Genomic DNA, 22632 nt, shown 5'->3' on the forward strand with positions numbered 1-22632 from the left:
GCTATACAAAATCCGTTATTCAATATAACATATATAATATATCAAATTAAGGAATCAGACGAATAGACCATTTTTTTAGTCAGGATGAATGTTGCGAACCCATGTTCCAGCCGATAATATATATAACAAAATCTCAAATTAAAGTATGGTGATCCTGTTGAATGTTACCGCACGGACCCCGCTGTATCAAAAAATACAGCAGTACATCCGGGAACTGATCGAGTCGGAAGGCCTGAAGTCCGGTGATCGCATCCCGACGGAGAAGGAACTCATGGAACGCTTTGATGTAAGCAAAATTACGGTTGTGAAAGCGCTGACCGGCCTCGCGAACGAAAACGTCATCAGCCGGGTTCCCGGAAAAGGCAGCTTTGTCAGCGAGCCGGCGGCCGCGGAAGAGGCTGAGGTACCGCGTCCGGTCTTTGGCCGGGCTCCGGAAGAGGTGAAGCCGAAAACGGGGCTCATCGGGCTCGTGATGCCTTCGATTTACGATTATTTTGCCGTCCGGCTGATCGACGGTGTCCGCAGAGGCCTCAGCAGCAAAGGATACCGGACCATGATTCTGCTGTCCGAGGGGGATTTGGAGCACGAAAAGGAAGCGATCAAAACCTTGAAACAGATCGGTGCGGAAGGAATTTTGGTGTTCCCGGTGGACGAGGAGCATTACAACGACGAAATTTTGAACCTGAAGTTCTCCGGCTTTCCTTTCGTCTTGATCGACCGGTTTCTGCCCGGTGTTGAAACCAATTACATCGCGGCTGACGGGCGGCTGGGGACGCGGCTTGCCGTAGAGCATTTGTGGGAGCTGGGCCACCGTGAAATCGCCATTTGCTCCGATTCTCCGCTGCAGACCGTCACCGTCCAGGAGCGCATCGAAGGCTATATGGACGCCTTGAAGGACAAGGGCGCGCTGATTAACCCGGCCCATATCATTACCGGCTTTCGGATTCATGCTTCAGATGAGCCGGAGAAGCACCCGCTGTACCGGTATATCCGCAGCGGTCTGGCGACCGCCTATATCACGCTGAACGGCAAGCTTGGCGTGCAGATCCAGCAGATGGCGAAGAGAAACGGGCTGTCCATCCCAGGCGACCTCTCGATCGTCAGCTTCGACGACCCGACCTCCGTCGTGGAAGAACTCAGCGTTTTTACGCATATCAAGCAGTTTGAATATGAAATGGGCTTACGCGCGGCGGAAACGCTGGTAGACATTATTGGGAAGGGGGCGGACCGGAGCGGCGGCTACACGAAGACGCTGCTCATTCCAGAGCTGGTCGTCGGACAGACGACCGGCCCCGTAAAACCGCGTTAATTTTCCATCAGAATAAGCGATGCCGTATAGAAAAAAGACCTTTTCACTACGAAAAGGTCTTTTTTATTTTTATTAACATATTGAATATGTTAAATATTTATATTATATTATGGTTAATCCAAGAGCTTCCATGAATCGACATCGTTTCGAGGGAGGTCAAGTAGAGAAAAGAACAGCTGAATACATTGTGTAATCGCTTACATTTAGTTGAGGGGAGGAAGACTGAGAAATAAGCGCTTTGCCGAAACCTGGAACGTTCAAACTATCCGAAAACAGAGGTGGAGCTTATGAGTTCGTCAACACTGTGGAAGCGGATCTGGAAGCATAAGTTGTTTTACTTGTTCATGCTTCCGGGGATCATCTGGTTTTTTCTGTTCTCCTACGTTCCGCTTTACGGGATTCAGGTCGCCTTCCGCGACTATACGTTCGTGGGCGGTTTTACAGGCAGCCCATGGGCGGGATTGAAATACTTCAAGCAGTTTTTCGATTATTACCAGTCGACAGACATTATCCGCAACACCATCATCATCAGCCTGATGAAACTGATCATCGGATTTCCGATGCCCATCATCCTTGCGATCCTCCTCAATGAAATCCGAAATCTGAAATTCAAGAAGACCGTTCAAACTTTATCCTATTTGCCTTATTTCATTTCCTGGATCGTTGTCGTCACTTTGATGCAGCGCCTCTTCGCTACCTATGGCGGGCCGGTCAACGACCTGCTGTCGTCGATGGGCGTAGAGCCGATCCAATTTCTGTACAACACTTCGTGGTTCTATGAAGTCATTATCGGCTCGGATGTTTGGAAGAACATCGGCTGGAACTCGATCATCTACATGGCGGCCATTGCGGGCATTGACCAGCAGCTGTATGAGGCAGCGAAAATCGACGGCGCCGGCCGTTTCCGCCTGATTTGGCACGTTACCCTGCCGGGCATCCGAAACGTTGCGGTCATTCTGTTCATTCTGGCAACGGGAAGCCTGATGAGCGCGGGCTTCGAACAGCTTCTGCTTCTGAACGGTCCTTCCACCGCAGCCATTGGCAGCGTGCTCGACGTCCATGTCATCACTCAGGGCATCCAGCAGGGCCGGCTAAGCTATGCGGCAGCTGTCGGCTTGTTCCAGAGCCTGATTGCGCTGGTCCTGATCGTCACTGTCAACAGGATTGCGCGGAAGGTCAGCGACGTATCACTGTTCTAAGGAGGAGACCTACGTGGAGAAACGATCGTTTTCCTGGTTTACCGTATTGAATTATTTCCTGCTTACGCTGTTCGCCTTTTCCATGATTTATCCGTTCATTTACGTGCTTGTGTACTCGCTTAATGACGGTAAAGATTCCATGATGGGGGCTCTGTATTTCTTTCCGCGGAAATTCACGCTGGACAATTACGCCCAGGTGTTCGATAATCCGCAGATTTGGCAGGCTTACAAAATCACGATTTTACGGACGCTGCTCGGCACGGTGCTTAGCGTGCTGCTCAGTACGCTGATGGCCTATGCGTTGGCCAAAAAAACGCTGCCCGGGCGCACGTTTTTCACCTTTTACATTTTTCTGCCCACGATTTTCAGCGCAGGCTTTATCCCTTATTTCATTACGCTGCAGAAGCTTCACCTGATCAACAACTTCTGGGTGTATGTCATTCCGTTCCTGTTCAACTTTATGCATATCGTCATCATCCGGACGTTTATACAAGGCATCCCGGAAGAGCTCGAAGAAGCCGCCCGGATTGACGGCTTGGGCGATTTCCAAATCTTCATGCGCATCATACTGCCGCTGTCCGGTCCGGTACTGGCGACCATTTCGCTGTTCGTCGGCGTGATGCACTGGAACGACTGGTTCACCGGCACCTATTACGTGTCCAACAAAAGCCTCATCCCGGTGCAGACCCTGCTTCAGCAAATGCTGACCGAAGCGGAGGCGCTGTCGTCCTCGATGCAGCGGGCTGCGCAGCAGGGTGGACAAACCGTCAATGTCAGCGCGGCGGGGGCTACGCCGGAATCGCTCCGGATGGCACTGCTCGTCATTACCGTGTTTCCGATCCTGTGTATCTATCCGTTCCTGCAGCGCTATTTTGTCAAGGGAACGATGATCGGATCCGTCAAAGGGTAAGGATAGACGTCCTGCATGCGGGACTATATCATATACATTCATTCAAATTGGGAGGGTTCATATGAGAAAAAAGCGGTTTAAATTGGCAGCTTCTCTGATGGCGTTTACCCTGATATCCGGCATGCTGTACGGCTGCAGCAGCAGCGGCAGCGGCGACAGTGCGGACGGGGGAGACAAAGGCGCGGACTCCAAGACGGTTACGCTCACGGTGCTGAATAACTGGAACGGTTCCTCAGGCTCCGATTCGGAAACGAACCCTGTACTCAAAGCGATCGAGGAGAAAACCGGCATCAAGGTGAAAATCGACTACACGAAAGGCAGCGAGGCCGAGAAAGTCAACACGATTTTTGCGACGCAGGACCTGCCGGACATTTATACCGGACCTGCCTGGGGCGGCGAGCTGGACGGTATCATCAAGGCAGCTAAAGAAGGCCAGCTTGTGGATTTGACGGATAAAATCGACCAGTATCCGAACCTGGCCAAGGCAATCGCCAAGGACAACGTGCCGCCGGCGCTGTACGAAAAAGCGATCGGCGGGATTGACGGCAAGAAGTACATGCTGTACCAGAACCAGCCGGCCACCGACAAGGACGTCAACGACTGGCTGTACGGATTTTACGTGCGGAAGGACATCGCCGATAAGATCGGAGTCGATCCGCAGTCCGTGAAGACCAAGGACGATTTCTACAATTTCCTGAAAAAGATCAAGGACGCCAATCTGAGCGAAAACGGCGCACCGGTCATTCCGCTCGGCGGCTTCCATGACGGATGGGCAGTAGGTATCGGGAATACAATGTTCTACGGGGCCGATTACCAGGATAAAGGCGACGGCACGCTGGAGCATGTGTTCTTCACGAAGGCTTACGAGGATTACACGCTGTATTACCGCAAGCTGATATCCGAAGGACTGCTGGATCCGGATGCTTTTACGCAGACCGACCCGATCGCGAACGAGAAAATCAAGCAGGGGCGCATCGCGGTGCTGTCGGCGCACTACCCAGCCATTCTGGACGCTTCCAAGGAATATGTGAAAGCGCATCCGGGCAGCGATTACGTCCCTGTCGGACCTCTCGAGCGGGCCGGGGCAGAACCGAACCGTCCGGTCGACCTGAACATTCAAGGAAATAACGTTACCGTCATCACGAAAAAAGCCAAAAACGTCGACGCCGCGCTGAAGCTGCTCGATTTCCTCGCTTCCGACGAAGGCTTCATGCTGGTGCATTACGGTATTCAGGGGACGCATTGGGATATGGTTGACGGCAAACCGGCCGCCAAGCAGGAATGGTTCGACAAGTTTACGGCGGACACGACGGGCAAGGCGAAGAAGAACGAAGGCATCAGCATCGGTCTGGAAAATATGACCGGCATGGACCGTATTAATTCGGTCGGCGGCGGAGACATTTGGGCAGACCAGGAACGCCTGAAAGCGATGGACAACGCGCGTAAAATTTTACGTCCGAACGGTATCAGCGTCATTTCCGCCTTCAATCCGGGGGATGTGATCACCAAATCGCCGCAATGGGAAACGCTGAAGCCGTCCATGGACCAAATCGGCGACGTATGGAAGCAGGCGATCTTCGCCAAGTCGGACGATGCGGCCCTGAAGGTGATCAACGACCTTCGCGAGCAAATCAAGAACACCGGTTACGATGACGCCATGAAGTATGTCAACGAAGAACTGAAAGGGAAAGAAGTCGTCAAATTGTCGATGCCTAACTAAAGGAGGGTTCACCCTTGAGCAGCCGATTGGGAAGCAAAGGACCGGAGTGGACAGGATTTCAGGAATCCCGTCCTTACGGGCCGAAGTATGATCTCCGCACGGATTTCGTTATGGTCTACGGCATATCGGATGATTTACCGGAGCGCATTCAAGGCTGGAAGCAGGCAGGATACACGATTCATCTGATGACCGGCGTATCATGGGGGGAGTACCAGGATTATTTGTACGGCCGCTTCGACGGGCGCAATCACTGGGACGAAGCCCAGGTCAACCGGGCGGGGGATCAGGTAAGCCACGGCAAGGACGTCCCGTACATGGTGCCGACCGTCTCGTTCGCCGAGTATTTGGCGACTCACATCAAGCGGGCGATCGACAGCGGCGTCGAGGCCATCCATATGGAGGAGCCGGAATTCTGGGCGGCTTCGGGTTATTCCGAAGCCTTCAAGCGGGAGTGGCGGAACTACTACGGTGAGGATTGGATTCCTCCGCACTCGTCGCCCGACGCCCAATACCGCGCTTCCAAGCTGAAAGCGTATGTGTATTACCGGGCGCTGGACCGGATCTGCAGCCAGATGAAAGAGTATGCGCTTGTTCACTATGGCCGTACAGTCCGCTTCTATGTCCCGACGCACAGCCTGATCAACTACACGCAGTGGCGGATCATCAGCCCGGAAGCGCTGCTCGTGAACATGCCGGCCTGCGACGGCTTCATCGCCCAGATCTGGACGGGAACCGCCCGGACCGCAAACGTCTATAAGGGTGTCCGGAAGGAGCGCACCTTTGAAACGGCGTTCCTGGAGTATGGCGTCATGCAGGAGCTGACCCGCGGCACCGGCCGCGAAATGTGGTTCCTTCACGACCCGATCGAGGACAATCCGCGCTATACGTGGAAGGATTACGCGTACAATTACCGCTCGACGGTCGTGGCCTCGCTGCTGCATCCGGGCGTGTCCCAATACGAGGTATGCCCTTGGCCTTGGCGGGTGTTCGAACTGGGGTATCCGAAAGAGGGCGGCAGCGGCAAGGAAGTTATACCGGCAGGCTATAAAACGTCCCTGCTTACCGTCATGAACGTGCTGCGGGACATCCACCGGTATGACGGGGATGTGCAGGAAGGCGAGGCGACGACCGGCGTTGGCGTTCTGCTGGCGAACTCCGCGATGTATCAGCGGGGTGACGTCGATCCGGACGAAGACGGACGCAAACAGGAGTTTAAGTACGACGGCACCTCCGGTACGGAAGAGCTGAGTGAAGCGCAGCAGGAGCTGCTGGATTGGTCCGCCTTTTACGGGATGGCGCTGCCACTTGTCAAAGCAGGCATTCCGCTGCGGCCGGTCCAGCTGGACAATATCCTGACCTTTCCGGGATATTTGGCGGATTACCGCGTGCTGCTGCTGAGCTACGAGCTGATGAAGCCGGAGCATCCCGGTATCCACCAGGTTCTCGGGCAATGGGTCCGCGAGGGAGGCGTATTGATCTATTACGGCGACGGGAGCGATCCTTTCCACAACGTGCAGGAATGGTGGAACCGCGACACCGGCCGCGCCTATGACCGGCCGGAAGAGCATCTGTTCGAGTCGATGGGGCTGGGGCGTAACCCGGGCGAAGGAGAGCACCGCGTCGGCGATGGGGCCGTGCTGTACTACCGGCAGCATCCTGCGGAATTGTCCCGCTCGGAGGAAGGCGCCGAGCAGGTGCGGAGCAGCGTGCGTCAGGCGCTTCAGTTCCGCGGGGAGCAGGACGCGTACCTTGAGAGCGGCCTCCTTCACATCCGGCGCGGTCCGTATGTGATCGCGCATGCGCTCGACGAGCGCGATGCCGCGGAGCCGGCGGCACAGCTCGAAGGGGCGTTCGTCGATCTCTTTGATCCGGAGCTGCAGGTGCTGAGCCGCGTGGAACTTCAGCCCGGTGATGACCGCCTTCTGTATGATCTGGACCATCCGGCGGCACAGTTGCAGGACCAGCCGGTCATTCTTGTCAGCGCATCCCGGATTCGCGAGGAGCAGTACCTCGAAGGCAAGCTGACATTCGTCTCCGAGTCCCCTTCCGAAATGACGGTCAGCACGCGTATTCGCGTTCCGGCAGAACCGTCGGCCGTGACGGCAGGGGGACAGCCGGCAGCCTGTGCCTATGATCCCGGTTCAAAAACGGTCTTGATCCGATACCCCGGCGTACCGGAAGGGATTGAGATCGCGGTGAATTGGGCGGAATAAGCTTATCAGCAAGTTTTCTGGTGAGATTGTGAAGAAAACCGGTGGAACCCCTTGGTTCCGCCGGTTTTTTGGTCCTACTGCTATTGCTGTCTCGGTCATCACCTCTGGAGTTCTGGTATCGAGGCAGCCGCTTGCGTCAGCCCTTCAAAATCGATCAAAAATTTTTATCAGAGTGTTCACAGCTTGTCTCAGCTTGTCCATCAGTTTGAAGACATCCTCTAATTTGTGTTAGAATAATCATATATGAATTTTTCACAAGAGGGGGGATAGGATGGCAGCATGGATGAATAGACTTCGGATGATGTTCATTGTCGTTCTGGGTGTCATTCAGATGGCAACCTTTCCCGTTTCCCTGGAAGAAGAAGTGTTTACCTCCCCTGCAAGTTCGACGGAAACCGAGACGGTGTACAGCCGGATCGATCCTCCAAGCAAACCGCTCGTACGGAAAACGCCAACCCTCATGCAGAGACTGATCATGCTGGCGTCAGCGCTTCCTCTCTGTTTTGTGCTGCCGCTGCTGCTTGTGCTGCGTATTCCGAAACCGCGGCTACCCTTTGTTCCGTGTGTTTTTCTCCGTAAAAAATATTTACTGCTGCTTCCGATAAAATTTACCTCGAGTTATGTGGCTTAATCTCCTTCCTGAATAGACGGTTCCTTATTGGCATGCGCCGGGGCATTCTCGAACCTGGACTGTAAAAAAGCCGATAGCGGGACGGTTCGTTTCGTGTACCCAAAAATGGATGAAAGACCGCAGGATGGCTTGGCTCTGTGACAGCTGCTGTTTGCTGCGTGTGGCAATGCCGTTGTGTTGGCTGACGTGTGAAGAATTTCGTTATTGATATTTTTGTCACGATTTATCGTTGATCGTTTGTTTTTTCTGCCATGGCTGGATTTAGTTTGAAAGTAAATCGGTTAGGCATATTTCGTTGTTTTTTATAGTGGATCAGCCAGGCTTTTTGGGCTTTGATGCAGTGCTGGATTGGCTGCGGATTGCAATGGCTTTGATGGCAAATGGTATACCTTTGATACGGCGCAGCATTTAGTCTGAGTTTGTTTTGTTGCGGTTGCCTTGAGCCTTTTCGAAAAAACGCGGCATTCTGCCACTTGCAGCAACCCAATAATATGTGAAATGTTTCTCAAATATAAACATGTAATTACAGGAGGCTATTCTCATGGATATTCGTGAGTCTGTATTGCCCGGAATCGGGATGAAATATGTAATGGATACCGCCAGCGGCGACCGGATGGTCGTGGTCATTCATGATGACGGCCGGCGTGAGCTGTACCATTTTTCGTACGAGGATTTGGACCAAAGCATCTCGATGGTGACCCTGGAAGATCCGGAGGCGCGGCAGCTGGCCGCTCTTGTCGGCGGTATGACGTACAAACCGAAGCAGCTCGAACGGGTGGAAATGGCGTTTGACGAGCTGACGATCGAGTGGTACCGGATCGAGCCGCATTATGGATGCACGGGAAAAACGATCGGTGAGCTGAACATCCGGCAAAACGCCGGAGTCTCGGTGATCGCGCTGCTGGATAAACGTAACGGCAAACAAGTGAATCCCGGCCCGGAAGCCGTGCTGAACGCGGAGGCGACGGTTGTCGCCATCGGAGAGCGGGAGCAGCAAAAGCGGTTCAAACAAATTCTGATGAACGGAAGCGGGTGAAAGGATGGAGCATTTGGTCTTTGAAATTGGTTTAGCGCTAGTCCTCATTGCACTGGGGGGACTGATCTCGGCAAAGCTGCGGTTTTCGGTGATCCCTTTCTATATCCTGATCGGCATGGCGGTAGGTCCGCATGCGATGGAGCTGTGGCATTTCGATTTCCGGTTTATCGACAGCGCGCCGTTTATCGATTTTATGGGCCGGATCGGCGTTTTGTTCCTGCTGTTCTACCTCGGGCTCGAATTCTCCGTCGGCCGGCTGATCAAGTCGGGTCGGTCGATCGCCGTAGGCGGTTCAATATATATCGGCATTAATTTTACGCTTGGGCTGATGCTCGGATTTTTCAGCGGGTTTCCGCTCGCCGAGACGCTGATTATCGCGGGAATTACGACGATTTCGTCCAGCGCGATCGTAGCGAAGGTGCTGGTGGACCTGAAACGGACGGCCAATGCAGAAACCGAAATGATTCTAGGCATCATCATGTTCGAGGACGTCTTCCTCGCTGTGTATATCTCGATACTGTCCGGGTTTGTGCTCAGCGACTCCAGCTCGATCGGCGGCGTGCTGCTGTCGGCACTTGTGTCACTCGGGTTTATGCTCGCCGTCATTATTCTCGGGCGCAAAGCGGTGCCTTATCTGAACAAATGGCTGCGGATCCGTTCCAACGAGCTGTTTGCCCTGGTCATTTTCGGCGCACTGTTTCTGGTCGCCGGCTTTTCCGAAACGATCCACGTGGCCGAGGCGATCGGGGCGCTGCTGGTCGGGCTGGTGCTGGCCGAAACGGAACACGCCAAACGGATCGAGCATTTGATCATGCCGTTCCGGGATTTTTTCGGGGCGATCTTTTTCTTCAGCTTCGGCCTGTCCATTGATCCGATGTCCTTGGGCGGAAGTGCCATATGGCTTGCGCTGGCAGCGGTCATTGTGACGCTGATCGGGAACTTTAGTGCCGGCATGCTGGCCGGGCGAACGGCTTCGCTGTCTCCCAAAGCATCGGCCAACATCGGGCTGACGATCGTCTCGCGGGGCGAATTTTCGATCATTATGGCAAACCTGGGCAAAGACGGCGGCCTGATGGAAATCCTCCAGCCGTTCTCGGCGATCTACGTGCTGATCCTGGCCATCCTGGGTCCGCTGCTGACCAAGCAGTCGAAATCGATTTTTACCTTCTTGAACCGCTGGATCAAATTTAAGGACCGAAAACCGGGGATTCAGAAGGAAGAGGCGCTGTAAAAAGCCGATAGAATGCTGCAAGGCTAGTTCCATTGTTCGCAATGGTGAAGTGGCTGGATAAGACTAACGAATGTTTGGGTAAATGCGATCCCATCCAATGGACTTCCATTTCAGTTTAGGGAGGGAAGGTTATGCATGATCCGATCAAGCAGGCCGTATGGTCATGAGAAAAGCATTTGGGGCTTCCGGCAGAAACAGCAAGCATGCCATTCTCAAATCGGTGATCGGCGGCATCGCCGCCTCGGTCGGCGTTGAGCTGTTTCTGCATCCGCACGAGCTGATCGCCGGCGGCGTCACCGGGATTTCCGGCCTGGTGTCGTTTCACACCGATAATCATTTCGGGATGCTGCTGGTGCTGTTTAATTTGCCTCTGCTGTTCTTTTATTCACTTCTGGGCCGAAAAAAAATATTGCTCCAGGTGCTCCCGGGGCTGCTTGCATTTGCCGGGTCGGCGTTCCTGCTGGCGCCGCTGCCAGCCGTCAGCGGTGAGCCGGTCATTGCCGCGCTGGCAGGCGGCCTGTGCCTTGGCTTCGGCGGCGGGCTGGCCGTCAAATCAGGCGGCCTGCTGGACGCGCTTGGCCTTGAAAAATACGACCGCATCCGATCAGCCGGGATTCAGGCGGGCATCCGCCCAGCCATCTCCGTGGAACGGCTGCTATTGCTCTGCCACGCCCTGGTGCTGGTCACCGCCGGCGCGGCTTTGGGGTGGGAGCGGACGCTGTACTCCTCGTTCGCCTGCCTGGCGGCATATGAAACCGCCGGGATCGTCATATTCGGGTTTCGCCGATTGGCCGGCGTGACGACGGCGAATCCCCGGCAGGTGGAAGCCGAAATGAAAAGCCGGCTGCGGCTTGAAGGACTCGCGTGGAATGATGCCGGGATCGGCCATGACCGTGATCATGAGATTGATCGTGACAGCGACTACGCGCGGGTTTCCGCTCAGACTCGATTGATATACAGTGTGCATCTGCTGGATGTGCCGCGCTTCAAGGCGGTGGTTCGCAAAGCCGATCCGCAGGCGGAGATCGTATGGGTGGAGCGGTCCGGAATGAAGCAGGAATAAGGCAGGAACGAAGCAGGAATAAGGCAGGAACGAAGCAGGAATACAGCAGGCATGAAGCAGGCATGAAGCAGGCATGAAGCACGAATGAAGAAAGTTTAAGTGGCAAGGGGCATAGTGCCTCGAAGTATCTGAAATTTACTCTTGTTTGGCAAAACAGAGCATTACAAGCTAACTAGTTGCAGAAGTGCATGCGTAAGTGCAGTTCATTTCCGGTGAAACGGCCGCAAGCCAGTGAATCGGAAATGAACTGCACTTTTTCCGTTGTTCGCCAAAGCAGATTTTTTGACTGCAAATAATTGCTCTTTGCTGTTTTTTGCATCTATTGATGACCGGGCGGAAGTAGCGGTCACAAAATAGCTGTTACTTTTACGTCCTATACTGCACTGAGGACACCAAGTAGACTGTACTTATTTTTCCGCACCGCGCCTGCATTTTATGCCATCTGCAAAAATTATCCAATCAAAAATTTTTGAAAGCGCTATTGTCAAACGCAAAGTGATGTGTTACTTTATGTGTGTAACCGGTTCCACATTTCGAGGTGATAATTTCAGATGGTAACGATTAAAGATGTAGCACGCCATGCAGGGGTTTCGGTTGCGACCGTATCCCGGTGCATTAATGAAACAGGATACGTACACGCCGATACCCGCAAGAAAGTGGAAGACGCGGTTCGAGCGTTGAATTATGCGCCAAACGAGGTTGCAAGATCATTATACAAACGCAAGTCGAGGCTGATCGGACTTTTGCTTCCTGACATTACGAACCCTTACTTCCCGCAACTGGCGCGGGGCGTGGAGGACGGCATGCAGGCTAACGAATTCCGCATCATTTTCGGCAATAGTGACGAGAACGAGCAGAAGGAACAGGAGTACATTCAAACCTTCATTCAAAATAACGTGGTCGGCGTCATCTCATCAACCAACCGTCCGGATTCGGATATATACGCCAAGCTGAACATCCCGGTCGTGTTTCTGGACCGGACGTCCAGCGACAGCCCGTCAGTGTACTCGGACGGACGCAAGGGCGGACGGCTGGCCGCACAGGAAATGATCGCCCGCGGCAGCAAGCGGATCACGGTCCTGCGCGGACCCGTACATATCCGTCCCGCCCAGGACCGGTTCCAAGGCGCCGTGGAGGTACTTGAGGAAGCGGGGATCGACTACAACATCATTCAGACTTCGTCCTTTTCCTTTGCGGAAGCGGAAAGCTGGGCCAAAGAGCTGTTCGCCAAACATCTCGACACTGACGGGGTCATCGCCAGCAACGATATCGTGGCGACCGCCGTTTTGCATGAGGCTCAGCGCCTCGGCAAGCGCGTGCCGGAGGATGTGCAGGTGATCGGTTTTGACGATATCCCGCTCAGCAGCCTGCTCTCCCCGTCGCTGTCAACGATCCGGCAGCCGGCCTACGATATGGGCAAGGAAGCGGCGCTGCTGCTGATCCGCCTGATCGAGCAGGGAAACGTGGACAATCGAAATATACAACTGCCCGTATCTTTTGTAGAGCGGGATACGACCAGAAAGGTGGATTAAGATGGCTAACATTTGCGTAATCGGAAGCAGCTCGATGGACCTGGTAGTGACATCGTCCAAACGTCCGGGAGCGGGGGAGACCGTTCTCGGCGAGAGCTTTAAAACCGTGCCTGGAGGCAAAGGAGCCAACCAGGCGGTGGCAGCCGCCCGACTCGGGGCGAGCGTCAGCATGATCGGCCGGGTGGGAGACGACCACTTTGGCGAAGCCATTTTGAACAATTTCCGAGCTAATCAAGTTTCTGTAGACTATGTGGAACCGGTTACAGATATGGAAAGCGGAACGGCTCACATCGTGCTTGCCGAAGGGGACAACAGTATCGTTGTTGTTAAAGCAGCTAATGATGAGGTCACGCCGGCCTATATCGACCAGGCTGTACAAGCGATCACCGCGGCCGATATGGTGCTGATCCAGCAGGAAATTCCCGAAGAAACGGTGGAGCACGTAAGCCGGATCTGTGCCGAGCACGGCGTCCCGCTGCTGCTGAATCCGGCGCCGGCGCGTCCGGTCAAGGACGAAGTGATCGAGAACGCAGCGTACATCACGCCGAATCAGCACGAAGCTGCGATCATGTTCGGCGAAGGCCGGGTATCCGAAGCGCTGTGCCGGTATCCGAACAAGCTGTTCATTACCGAAGGCAGCAGCGGTGTACGTTATTTTGACGGACAGGAAGAGGTTGTGATTCCTTCTTACAAAGTCGAAGCCGTCGATACGACCGGCGCCGGTGACACCTTTAACGCGGCCTTTGCCGTGGCGCTGGCCGAAGGCAAGCCGATTGCGGACAGCATCCGGTTCGCCAACCGTGCCGCTTCGCTGTCGGTCATGAAGTTCGGCGCGCAGGGCGGCATGCCGACACGTCAAGAAGTGGAGGAGAGCCTGTAATGAAAAAACATGGGATGCTGAACAGTCACATTGCCAAAGTCCTCGCCGACCTCGGCCATACCGACACGATCGTCGTGGCCGATGTGGGCCTTCCCATCCCCGAAGGGGTCACCAAAATCGACCTCGCCCTGAAGCTTGGGAATCCGAGCTTTGAGGAGGTCGTGAGTTCCATCGCGGAGGACATGGAAATCGAAAAGGTCATCGTCGCCGCGGAAATGAAAACGGATAACCCAGAAGCGCAAGCTTACATTGACCATACATTTGCGGATTGCCCGATTGAGGACGTGCCTCACGAACAGTTTAAAGCTTTGACCCGCACAGCCAAGGCGGTCATCCGGACCGGAGAAGCTAAGCCGTTCGCCAACTGCATTCTGCAATCCGGCGTCCATTTTGGATAAAGAGGAGGAACCCTTATGCACATACAAATGCAAGGCATTTATAAATCCTTTGGCACCAACCACGTGCTGAGCGGTGTGGATTTTGAGCTTCGGGAAGGCGAAGTTCACGCCTTGATGGGGGAGAACGGCGCCGGCAAGTCCACCCTGATGAACATTCTCATTGGTCTGCATCAGCGGGATGAGGGCGTCATCCGGATCGACGGCAAGGAGACGTATTTTCCCAACCCGAAGGAAGCGGAAAGAGCGGGCATCGCTTTTATCCACCAGGAATTGAACATTTGGCCTGACATGACCGTCCTTGAAAACCTGTTTATCGGCAAGGAGATGACCACGAAGTGGGGACTGCTCAGCACCAAACAAATGAAAACGCTGGCAAAGGCCCAATTCGACAAGCTGTCGGTAGACATCCCCTTCCAGCGTGAAGCCGGGGAGTGCTCGGTAGGCCAGCAGCAGATGATCGAGATCGCCAAGGCGCTCATGACCGACGCCAAAGTCATCGTCATGGACGAGCCGACGGCCGCGCTGACCGAGCGGGAGATCCGCAAGCTGTTCGACGTCATTGCCGCCTTGAAAAAGGAAGGCGTTTCCATCGTCTATATTTCGCACCGGATGGAAGAAATATTTGAAATCTGCGACCGGATCACCGTCATGCGCGACGGTAAAACGGTGGATACGAAGGACATACCGCATACCAACTTTGACGAAGTCGTAAAAAAAATGGTCGGCCGCGAGCTGACCGAGCGCTACCCGCAGCGGAACCCGTCGCCCGGCGATGTCGTGCTCGAAGTGAAGAACGCCACCCGCAAGGGATTGTTCGAGAACGTCAGCTTTCAAGTGCGTTCCGGCGAGATCGTCGGCTTCTCCGGCCTGATGGGTTCGGGGCGGACCGAGATCATGCGCGCCCTGTTCGGGCTCGATCACTTGGACAGCGGCGAAATCTGGATTAAGGGCAAAAAAGCCCATATCCGCAAGCCTGACGATGCGGTCAAACGCGGCATCGGTTTTATTACCGAGGACCGGAAGGATGAAGGGCTGCTGCTCGATTTTTCGATCCGGGAAAATATGGTGCTGCCAAGCTTGTCCGGCTTTACGTCCAAAGGCTTTATTAACGGGAAACGGGAAAAAGACTTCGTTGACCTGCTGGTCAAACGGCTGCAGATCAAAACGCAGTCTGCGGAAACTGCGGCAGGCGACCTGTCCGGCGGTAATCAGCAAAAGGTCGTTATCGCCAAATGGGTTGGCATCGGTCCGAAAGTGCTCATCCTGGACGAGCCGACACGCGGGGTCGACGTTGGGGCGAAGCGGGAAATTTACCAACTGATGAACGAATTAACCGAACGCGGCGTTGCAATTATTATGGTTTCCTCCGAGCTGCCCGAGGTGCTGGGCATGAGCGACCGGATCCTGGTCGTCCATGAAGGCGAAATCAGCGGGGAACTGAGCAGTGAAGAAGCCACGCAGGAAAAAATAATGACGTTAGCAACAGGGGGACAGTAACATGACAACCATTCAAGACGCTAAAAAGCCAAAAGGCTTCCAACTATCGCAAGAGACGCAAAAGCTGGGCCCGCTGCTGGGGCTGATCATCCTGATCATCATCGTGTCGGTGCTGAATCCGAGCTTTTTGGAACCGCTTAACATTCTGAACCTGCTTCGCCAGGTGTCGATCAACGCGCTTATCGCGTTTGGTATGACCTTCGTCATCTTGACAGGCGGCATCGATTTGTCCGTCGGTTCGATTCTTGCATTGTCCAGTGCGTTTGTCGCCAATATGCTGGTGTCGGGGGTTGATCCGATCCTGGCGATCATTATCGGCTGTCTTCTCGGCGGCGTGATGGGTATGGTGAACGGCCTGCTCATTACAAAAGGTAAAATGGCGCCGTTTATTGCTACACTGGCGACCATGACGGTATTCAGAGGCTTGACGATGGTGTACACGGACGGTAACCCGATTACAGGACTTGGCGACAGCCGGCTGTTCCAGCTGTTCGGGCGCGGATACGAGCTCGGTATCCCGGTACCGGCGATCACCATGATCATTACCTTTGTCATTCTGTGGGTCATTCTTAATAAAACGCCATTTGGCCGTAAAACCTATGCCATCGGCGGCAACGAAAAAGCATCGATCGTATCCGGTATCAAGGTACCGCGCGTAAAAATCATGATCTATTCCCTGGCAGGACTGCTGTCGGCTCTGGCCGGCGCCATCCTGACCTCCCGCCTGAATTCGGCGCAGCCGACGGCGGGCACATCCTACGAGCTTGATGCCATCGCGGCGGTCGTCCTTGGCGGCACGAGCTTGTCCGGCGGACGCGGACGCATCGTCGGCACCCTGATCGGCGCGCTTATCATCGGTACACTGAACAACGGTCTGAATTTGCTCGGCGTTTCTTCCTTTTACCAAATGGTCGTCAAAGGGATCGTCATTCTGATCGCCGTCCTGATCGACCGGAAGAAATCCGCATAAGAAGGAGTAGATCATCATGAAAAAATTAACGCTAATCGCAGCTGCACTCTTGTTGATTCTGACCACAGGCTGTTCGCTGGAACCGCCGGAATGGGCCAAGCCCAAAACGGGCGGCGATATTAAGGAAATGAAAATCGGCTTGTCCGTCTCCACGCTCAACAATCCGTTCTTCGTCTCGCTGAAGGACGGCGTGGTGGCCGAAGCCAAGAAGCAGGGTATGGAAACGATCGTCGTCGACGCCCAGAATGACTCGGCCAAGCAGAGCAATGACGTGGACGACCTGATCCAAAAAGGGGTCAACGTGCTCCTGATCAACCCGACGGATTCCGCCGCGATTTCCACGGTCGTGCAGAACGCCAACGATTTGGGGATTCCGGTCATTACGCTTGACCGTTCATCAGACAAAGGGGACGTCAAAGCGCTGGTTGCATCGGATAACGTCAAGGGCGGCAAAATGGCGGCCGAATACATCGTGAAGATGCTCGGTAAAGGCGCCAAAGTCATCGAGCTGGAAGGCGTGCCGGGGGCATCCGCAACCCGTGAACGCGGCAAAGGCTTCCACGAAGTGGCCGACACCGAACTGAACGTCATTGCCAAGCAGGCGGCCGATTTTGACCGGACCAAAGGTCTGAACGTCATGGAAAACCTGTTGCAGGGCAACCCGGACGTGCAAGCCGTCTTCGCCCACAACGACGAGATGGCGCTCGGCGCGATCGAAGCGATCCAAAGCTCCGGCAAAAATATCCCGGTCATCGGGTTCGACGGCAACGAGGACGCGCTGAACTCGATCAAAGCCGGCAAGCTGACCGCCACTGTGGCGCAGCAGCCTGAGCTGATCGGCCAGATGGCCGTGCAGGCGGCGAAGGACGTGCTGCAGGGCAAAACGGTCGACAAGTCGATCCCGGCGCCGCTGAAACTGGTGACGAAGGATCAGCAGTAAGATCGCAAAGAGGTAACGAATAAACAGATCAGCAAAGAGATAGATTTTTATATTAAAATGATAGAACAAAGCATCTGAGAACGGTGCTGCCCCTCAGTCTATCTTACGTCAATGCTGCGTAGGAAGGACGGGGGCTTTTTTTATGCTTAACGATTGCTGGAGAGATGGGCTGACAAGGTGGATAATACATCGCTTAGCCCGCCGACATATACCAACATGGCACAGAGTGCACCCCGCGAACCGGAACGGAGATATCAGCGTATCTGTACCATTTGGTTTAATGACTCTCCCTGCGGTTTGGGTTATTCCTGGGCTAACGCTGAGGCAGCACGGCAAAGGCACACCAATACGGGCGATGTCACATATTCTATCAGGAATACATCCTCCAAATGAGGTGCATACAGTGAAGCAGCTGGAGAAGTTATTGAAGAAAACGGCCGTCAGCCGCCCGAGCAAAACAACAAGTCGTCAGATCGTCGTGTTCAAAACGCAGCAGGATTACCGGCAGTGCCTTGATATACTCAACGCAAATGGAATCAAACCGGTGAAGGCCGTGGACAGCCACCGGCTGATCTGCTGCCATTTTCACCGCTCCACGGATATGGAAAAAATAAAGCAGCATCCCCGTATCGCCTATGTCCAGCGGGACGCGAAAGTGAAGGCTCACGCGATCAAGCCTGCTGCTGCCGCCAAACGCGGCGGTTCTAACAAGGCCACCAAGAAAAGCGTTTTGGTGGACACGGCCAAAATTCCCTGGAATGTCAGCAGGGTGAAGTCGCCCGAGCTGTGGAACCAGACGATGGGCCGAGGAGTCAAGGTGGCCATCATCGACACGGGCATCGCCAAGCATCCGGATCTGTGTATCGCGGGCGGTGTGAATACGATTACCGGCGGATCGTTTCAGGATGATAACGGCCACGGCACGCATGTGGCCGGAATCGCGGCAGCCACCGGACGGCAAAAAATTTTCGGCAATGCGCCCAAAGTCAAGCTGTTCGCCGTCAAGGTGCTGGACCAAAACGGAAACGGCTTTGTTTCCGACATTGTGGAAGGGATCGACTGGTGCCTCAAACGGGGAATCAAAGTGATGAACATGAGCTTCGGGCTGACCGGATCAGGCAATAACAAGGCGCTGCAGGACGCCATTAAGCGGGCAGCCAAGCAGGGGGCCGTCATTTCGGCGTCCGCGGGAAACGAGGGGACGATGTTCAGCCCGCTGATCGATGCCCCGGCCCGCTATCCCGAGACCATCGCCGTTGCCGCGACGGATCGAGCGAACCGGGTTGCCGATTTTTCGAGCCGGGGGAACGGCATTTCCGTCGCGGCGCCGGGCGTCGATATTTTATCAACATTGCCCGGAGGCACGTACGGCAAGATGTCGGGAACTTCGATGGCGGCTCCTCATGTGACGGGGGGAGCCGCGTTGCTGAGGGCGCTGTTCCCAAGGATGAGGCCGGCCGAAATTAAGCGCCGTTTTGAAGCCAGCGCGCTTCAGATTCCGGGAGGCCGGCAGGCGGCAGGCGCCGGACTGCTGCAGGTCGCACCCGCGGCGGTCATACCCGCGGCGGTTGCTTCAGGGAGCCGATTCCCAAGCAAGACGCGGCGCTTGAAGAAGGCAAAGTCTGCGTCCCGGCCGGTGCTGTTAATCCCTTCCGGCCGGAGCAAACGGTAAGAAGGAGCAGGCGAGATGCCTGCTCCTTTTTCATCGACCACCGATGGGATATGGAAAGATTAACGTTCATTCATCTGAATTGACGCGGCGGGAGAGGACGCTCTCCTTTTGTTAAACCATACAACGGATACCACAATGCCGGCCAGGGCAAGCACCATGTTCATGCCGAATGCCCAGTGCAGCGCATGGTTCAAGTCGGCGGGGCTCCCGGCATCCATACCGTGGCCCGGTCCGAGGCCGGCGGTTATTACCGCCAGAATGACAGCAAGGCCGATGGATCCTCCAATCTGCTGCCCGGTGGAGACAAGAGCCGAAGCCACGCCTTGATACGCGGGCTCCATTCCCGTTCCTGCGGCGATAAACATCGTGGTGAAGACGATGGCCTGTCCGAGGCCCGCCAGAATGATTCCCGGCATGATGCCCCAGAAGGAACCGTTCGCCGATATTGGCATCAACAGCAGGAATCCGGCGGCACCCAGCGCCATTCCGATTCCAATCGTCCCGGCCATTCCGGTGACGCTCAAGAGTCGGTTTACGAGCTTTGCCCCGAGAAATGCGCTGATCGTCAGCGGCAGGAAGCTGAGACCGGATTGGATCGCCGTATAATGAAGCACCTGCTGCAAGTAGATGGTCAGAAAATAATACAGCGAACCGAATGATGCGGAAAAGATAACTGCCGTCATTACAGCTCCGCTGAAACTGCGGTTTTTGAGCAGCTTGAATGGCATAAGCGGATTGGCGGTGCGCCGTTCAATGATTGCGAACAGCACAAGCAGTATTACACCGGCAATGCCAGGAATGAGCGTTGATGCAGCCGTCCAGCCTTCCTCCGGACCTTGGATTAGATAATAGACGACCAGAATCATACCGGCCGTAACCGATATTGCTCCAGACAAATCAAAATGCCGTTGCTGTGAAGACGATATTCTGCTCTCAGCCAGGACGAAAGGTGTCAAGATTAAGACGATGACGGCAACCGGTACGTTCACATAGAACGTTGCGGCCCAACCAGAATAGCTAGTCAAAAAGCCTCCTAAAAGCAGACCGAGCGACATGCCCACGCCTCCCATTGTGGACCAGATTCCCAAAGCCCGGTTACGCTCGGGACCTTCTTCAAAGTTGGACATAATGAGTGACAGGGTAGCGGGGGAGAGAAGCGCGCCTCCAAGTCCTTGCAGCCCCCTGGCAAGAATCAGGGTCATGCCGTTCGGTGCAAATCCGCCGGCCAGTGATCCCAGCCCAAACAGTGCCATCGCAATCATAAACATTCTCCTTCTGCCGAGTACGTCGGACATTCGCCCACCGATCAACAGAAATCCGCCGAAGATGAGCGAATAAGCGCTGACCACCCACTGCAGGGAAGACGCGGTAAAATGAAGATCCTGGCCGATGGACGGCAGCGTCACATAAATGATCGTGTAATCGAGCGCCAGCATCAGCTGGGCGATCGCCAGAACAAAAATAGCCAAGCTCTTGAATGAATAACGTGTTTTCATGATTCATCCTTCTTTCTCGTTGGAGTGAAGTTCGTAGAAGTATTGCTTTTAATTAGACTGGATAGTCTGGAAATGGCAAAAAAATAATAGACCAAATAGTCTGGAATGACCGAAAAAGAAACGCATATTTAGATGCGCTATTTTCGCTGATATGGGTGAAGTACGGATAATCCTGGGCTCAGACCATTTCCGTGATGTCAGAATCACCTCCTGAACACATTGTATTCATTCCGGACTAAAAGGTCAAGAATGAAAATTTGAAACAAATTATTCAATCAGCGTCTCCGATCTCGGGACTTGATTTGAAAAATATGGTATATAGTTAAGGGATGGAGCTGTGAAAGGAGCAGTGGAATGGAAACTAGTAAATACCGGATCCTCTATATCTGTTCCATGACCGCGGGGCTGATCCTCCTTCTCTCGGGACTGGCACTTTGGATCCCCAGAACGACGAGATCGGATACGCCCGAAGCGTATTATATTGTATGGTACTGCCTGAAATTCCTCTTTCCCACCTCAGGCTTACTGCTGATGGTGATCGGATCCTTCGTTTATTCCGCTTACAAGGACTTATACCGGGAGATTCGGGAACTGAAAGACCATGTCCGGTCGCTGGAGAAAAAAATATCCGGTTAAAATGGAGCGGCGGGCAGAAGGGTTACGAGAAAATCCCTTTATCCAGCCCCTGACTCAAAAACAAGGAGGAGTGCGTTTTGCGATTGATATGGGCAACGTTCCTGTTAGTCTTCCTGTTGTCCGGCTGCAGCGAAGTTAAGAAAGAAACAGCAGGGGGATACGAAGATTGGCAGCAGAGCCCCTCGTTTACGATTTCCAAATCCGGACCTGATGGGAATCCGGTGCCGTACGGGCTCAAGGGAAGCAAAAACAAATTTGCCATCGTAGACGGCTTAGTACAAGCGAATTCGAGCAACAAGCAGCTCCTCCACTTTTGGGGTGACACGCCGGAAGAAACCGGGCGGCTGCTGGATAAAGAAGTGAAAGTCATCGGAACAAGCCGGGAGACGGGGGAGCAGGTGACGGCTTTTGAAGGGAAGACGCAAATCCAGAATGACGCTCCTGTGAAGGAGCCGCGGGAGTACGTTGAGTCTGTTGGCTATCTGAATCTGCCGGCCAAAGGATTATGGAAGCTGGACGCCTACATCGACGGGAAAGCAAGTGGAAGCATCGTCATCGAGGTACATGACAAGCCCGGGCAGCAGTGACCCGTGGTTCCACACCTCTTCAAAAATATAAGCTTTTGTTCTACTTGAAAGGCAGCGGTATAAAACGGGTATATTTTAATTTTCCATTGTGCTCCCGCCCGCTATATGAGTAAATGAAATAGCCGTTTAGGCATGTATGACAAAGAAAGATTCCGATATGAAAGAGGAGATTGCTCATTAAAACGTTATTCCAATATAATTGGCAGGTTCGTGAAGATTGGTTCCGCTGGTGTGAGAGTGTGCCGGAGGAGGAGCTGCTTCGCACCCGCACAGGCGGAGTGGGCGGTATTCTGCACACCCTGTTTCATATCGTCGATGTGGAATGGAGCTGGGTTCGCTGCCTGCAGGGAAAACCTGATTTTCAGGAGAGCTTTGACGGATACCGCAGTCTGGACAAGGTGCTGAAATTGCAGGAATCGTTCAAGCCGGAAGTAGAGGAGTTTGTTTATTCCTGGAATGATGCTTGGGAATACAACGTATTCCGCGATGTCCATCCGGACGGCCACCCCGTTGAGGACAAATGGGGCGAAGTGATCCGGCATATGATCGCTCACGAGATTCACCATGTCGGGCAGCTGTCCGTCTGGTCCAGGGAACTCGGGCTCAAGCCCGTCTCCGCCAATTTGATCGGCCGGGGCTTGATGAATCGTCAAGCATAACTGCCGCTTTCTACAAACTATGGATCCCTCGTCACCATCCGTTATAATAGGAT

The 22632-nt window shown here is 54.2% G+C and carries 20 protein-coding genes; 19 read left to right on the forward strand and 1 reads right to left on the reverse strand.

Going from position 1 to position 22632, the window contains the following annotated elements; all coding sequences use genetic code 11:
* Window positions 1–145: 145 nt before the first annotated feature.
* The 16 genes from KI379_RS09355 (at window position 146) to KI379_RS09430 (ending at window position 19201) form a co-directional block, all read left to right on the forward strand.
* Window positions 146–1309 carry a GntR family transcriptional regulator gene (locus tag KI379_RS09355; protein WP_373309545.1) on the forward strand — a complete coding sequence of 388 codons (1164 nt, stop codon included), beginning with the start codon at window positions 146–148 and terminating at the stop codon, window positions 1307–1309.
* A gap of 287 nt (window positions 1310–1596) precedes the next feature.
* Window positions 1597–2508, forward strand: a complete 912-nt coding sequence (locus KI379_RS09360) for an ABC transporter permease (protein WP_089546755.1) — start codon at window positions 1597–1599, stop codon at window positions 2506–2508.
* A 13-nt stretch (window positions 2509–2521) separates the two neighbouring features.
* Complete coding sequence (locus KI379_RS09365; RefSeq protein ID WP_076167385.1) at window positions 2522–3418, forward strand: carbohydrate ABC transporter permease; 897 nt, start codon at window positions 2522–2524, stop codon at window positions 3416–3418.
* Window positions 3419–3479: 61 nt separating this feature from the next.
* Window positions 3480–5138 carry an extracellular solute-binding protein gene (locus KI379_RS09370; RefSeq protein WP_212983388.1) on the forward strand — a complete coding sequence of 553 codons (1659 nt, stop codon included), beginning with the start codon at window positions 3480–3482 and terminating at the stop codon, window positions 5136–5138.
* Between the two features lie 14 nt (window positions 5139–5152).
* Window positions 5153–7351, forward strand: a complete 2199-nt coding sequence (locus KI379_RS09375; protein ID WP_212983389.1) for a hypothetical protein — start codon at window positions 5153–5155, stop codon at window positions 7349–7351.
* A gap of 283 nt (window positions 7352–7634) precedes the next feature.
* Window positions 7635–7982 carry a hypothetical protein gene (locus tag KI379_RS09380; protein ID WP_143811838.1) on the forward strand — a complete coding sequence of 116 codons (348 nt, stop codon included), beginning with the start codon at window positions 7635–7637 and terminating at the stop codon, window positions 7980–7982.
* A 541-nt stretch (window positions 7983–8523) separates the two neighbouring features.
* Window positions 8524–9018, forward strand: coding sequence for a cation:proton antiporter regulatory subunit (locus tag KI379_RS09385; RefSeq protein WP_076167379.1), 495 nt, complete (start codon window positions 8524–8526; stop codon window positions 9016–9018).
* 4 nt (window positions 9019–9022) lie between these two features.
* On the forward strand, window positions 9023–10249 hold the full coding sequence (locus KI379_RS09390) for a cation:proton antiporter (protein WP_076167377.1): 1227 nt from the start codon (window positions 9023–9025) through the stop codon (window positions 10247–10249).
* A 163-nt stretch (window positions 10250–10412) separates the two neighbouring features.
* On the forward strand, window positions 10413–11312 hold the full coding sequence (locus KI379_RS09395) for a YitT family protein (protein ID WP_212983390.1): 900 nt from the start codon (window positions 10413–10415) through the stop codon (window positions 11310–11312).
* A 551-nt stretch (window positions 11313–11863) separates the two neighbouring features.
* Window positions 11864–12844: a LacI family DNA-binding transcriptional regulator gene (locus KI379_RS09400; protein ID WP_076167374.1), complete on the forward strand. Its 981-nt coding sequence runs from the start codon at window positions 11864–11866 to the stop codon at window positions 12842–12844.
* A 1-nt stretch (window position 12845) separates the two neighbouring features.
* Window positions 12846–13724 (forward strand): ribokinase, encoded by an 879-nt coding sequence (gene rbsK / locus KI379_RS09405; RefSeq protein WP_212983391.1) that lies wholly within the window; start codon window positions 12846–12848, stop codon window positions 13722–13724.
* Window positions 13724–14122: a D-ribose pyranase gene (gene rbsD, locus KI379_RS09410; protein WP_116230995.1), complete on the forward strand. Its 399-nt coding sequence runs from the start codon at window positions 13724–13726 to the stop codon at window positions 14120–14122. The genes rbsK and rbsD overlap by 1 nt, the downstream gene beginning before the upstream one ends.
* 15 nt (window positions 14123–14137) lie before the next feature.
* Window positions 14138–15619 (forward strand): sugar ABC transporter ATP-binding protein, encoded by a 1482-nt coding sequence (locus KI379_RS09415; RefSeq protein WP_212983392.1) that lies wholly within the window; start codon window positions 14138–14140, stop codon window positions 15617–15619.
* 1 nt (window position 15620) lies between these two features.
* Window positions 15621–16589, forward strand: a complete 969-nt coding sequence (gene rbsC / locus KI379_RS09420) for a ribose ABC transporter permease (protein ID WP_212983393.1) — start codon at window positions 15621–15623, stop codon at window positions 16587–16589.
* Window positions 16590–16605: 16 nt separating this feature from the next.
* Complete coding sequence (gene rbsB / locus KI379_RS09425; protein WP_089546759.1) at window positions 16606–17529, forward strand: ribose ABC transporter substrate-binding protein RbsB; 924 nt, start codon at window positions 16606–16608, stop codon at window positions 17527–17529.
* A gap of 403 nt (window positions 17530–17932) precedes the next feature.
* Window positions 17933–19201 (forward strand): S8 family peptidase, encoded by a 1269-nt coding sequence (locus KI379_RS09430; protein ID WP_212983394.1) that lies wholly within the window; start codon window positions 17933–17935, stop codon window positions 19199–19201.
* Window positions 19202–19260: 59 nt separating this feature from the next.
* Here the strand turns inward: KI379_RS09430 and KI379_RS09435 are convergent, their stop codons facing one another.
* Window positions 19261–20697, reverse strand: a complete 1437-nt coding sequence (locus KI379_RS09435; protein ID WP_244879230.1) for an MFS transporter — start codon at window positions 20695–20697, stop codon at window positions 19261–19263.
* A 354-nt stretch (window positions 20698–21051) separates the two neighbouring features.
* Here KI379_RS09435 and KI379_RS09440 point away from each other — a divergent pair, with 354 nt between their 5' ends.
* The 3 genes from KI379_RS09440 to KI379_RS09450 all read left to right on the forward strand — a co-directional run bounded on the left by KI379_RS09440 (window position 21052) and on the right by KI379_RS09450 (window position 22579).
* Window positions 21052–21333 carry a hypothetical protein gene (locus KI379_RS09440; RefSeq protein ID WP_212983395.1) on the forward strand — a complete coding sequence of 94 codons (282 nt, stop codon included), beginning with the start codon at window positions 21052–21054 and terminating at the stop codon, window positions 21331–21333.
* 77 nt (window positions 21334–21410) lie between these two features.
* Window positions 21411–21920, forward strand: a complete 510-nt coding sequence (locus tag KI379_RS09445; protein ID WP_212983396.1) for a hypothetical protein — start codon at window positions 21411–21413, stop codon at window positions 21918–21920.
* A gap of 176 nt (window positions 21921–22096) precedes the next feature.
* Entirely contained in the window at window positions 22097–22579 is a 483-nt protein-coding gene (locus KI379_RS09450; protein WP_212984665.1) for a DinB family protein, read from the forward strand.
* The last annotated feature ends 53 nt before the right edge of the window (window positions 22580–22632 follow it).

Source organism: Paenibacillus cineris (assembly GCF_018333335.1).
Classification (GTDB): domain Bacteria; phylum Bacillota; class Bacilli; order Paenibacillales; family Paenibacillaceae; genus Paenibacillus_AQ; species Paenibacillus_AQ favisporus.

Coding starts and splice junctions, on each gene's coding strand:
- KI379_RS09360 (WP_089546755.1), top strand. CDS start 1,597: ATGAGTTCGTCAACACTGTGGAAGCGGATCTGGAAGCATAAGTTGTTT.
- KI379_RS09400 (WP_076167374.1), top strand. CDS start 11,864: ATGGTAACGATTAAAGATGTAGCACGCCATGCAGGGGTTTCGGTTGCG.
- rbsK (WP_212983391.1), top strand. CDS start 12,846: ATGGCTAACATTTGCGTAATCGGAAGCAGCTCGATGGACCTGGTAGTG.
- KI379_RS09385 (WP_076167379.1), top strand. CDS start 8,524: ATGGATATTCGTGAGTCTGTATTGCCCGGAATCGGGATGAAATATGTA.
- KI379_RS09370 (WP_212983388.1), top strand. CDS start 3,480: ATGAGAAAAAAGCGGTTTAAATTGGCAGCTTCTCTGATGGCGTTTACC.
- KI379_RS09415 (WP_212983392.1), top strand. CDS start 14,138: ATGCACATACAAATGCAAGGCATTTATAAATCCTTTGGCACCAACCAC.
- KI379_RS09355 (WP_373309545.1), top strand. CDS start 146: ATGGTGATCCTGTTGAATGTTACCGCACGGACCCCGCTGTATCAAAAA.
- KI379_RS09435 (WP_244879230.1), bottom strand. CDS start 20,697: ATGAAAACACGTTATTCATTCAAGAGCTTGGCTATTTTTGTTCTGGCG.
- KI379_RS09380 (WP_143811838.1), top strand. CDS start 7,635: ATGAATAGACTTCGGATGATGTTCATTGTCGTTCTGGGTGTCATTCAG.
- rbsC (WP_212983393.1), top strand. CDS start 15,621: ATGACAACCATTCAAGACGCTAAAAAGCCAAAAGGCTTCCAACTATCG.
- KI379_RS09440 (WP_212983395.1), top strand. CDS start 21,052: ATGGAAACTAGTAAATACCGGATCCTCTATATCTGTTCCATGACCGCG.
- rbsD (WP_116230995.1), top strand. CDS start 13,724: ATGAAAAAACATGGGATGCTGAACAGTCACATTGCCAAAGTCCTCGCC.
- KI379_RS09395 (WP_212983390.1), top strand. CDS start 10,413: ATGAGAAAAGCATTTGGGGCTTCCGGCAGAAACAGCAAGCATGCCATT.
- rbsB (WP_089546759.1), top strand. CDS start 16,606: ATGAAAAAATTAACGCTAATCGCAGCTGCACTCTTGTTGATTCTGACC.
- KI379_RS09390 (WP_076167377.1), top strand. CDS start 9,023: ATGGAGCATTTGGTCTTTGAAATTGGTTTAGCGCTAGTCCTCATTGCA.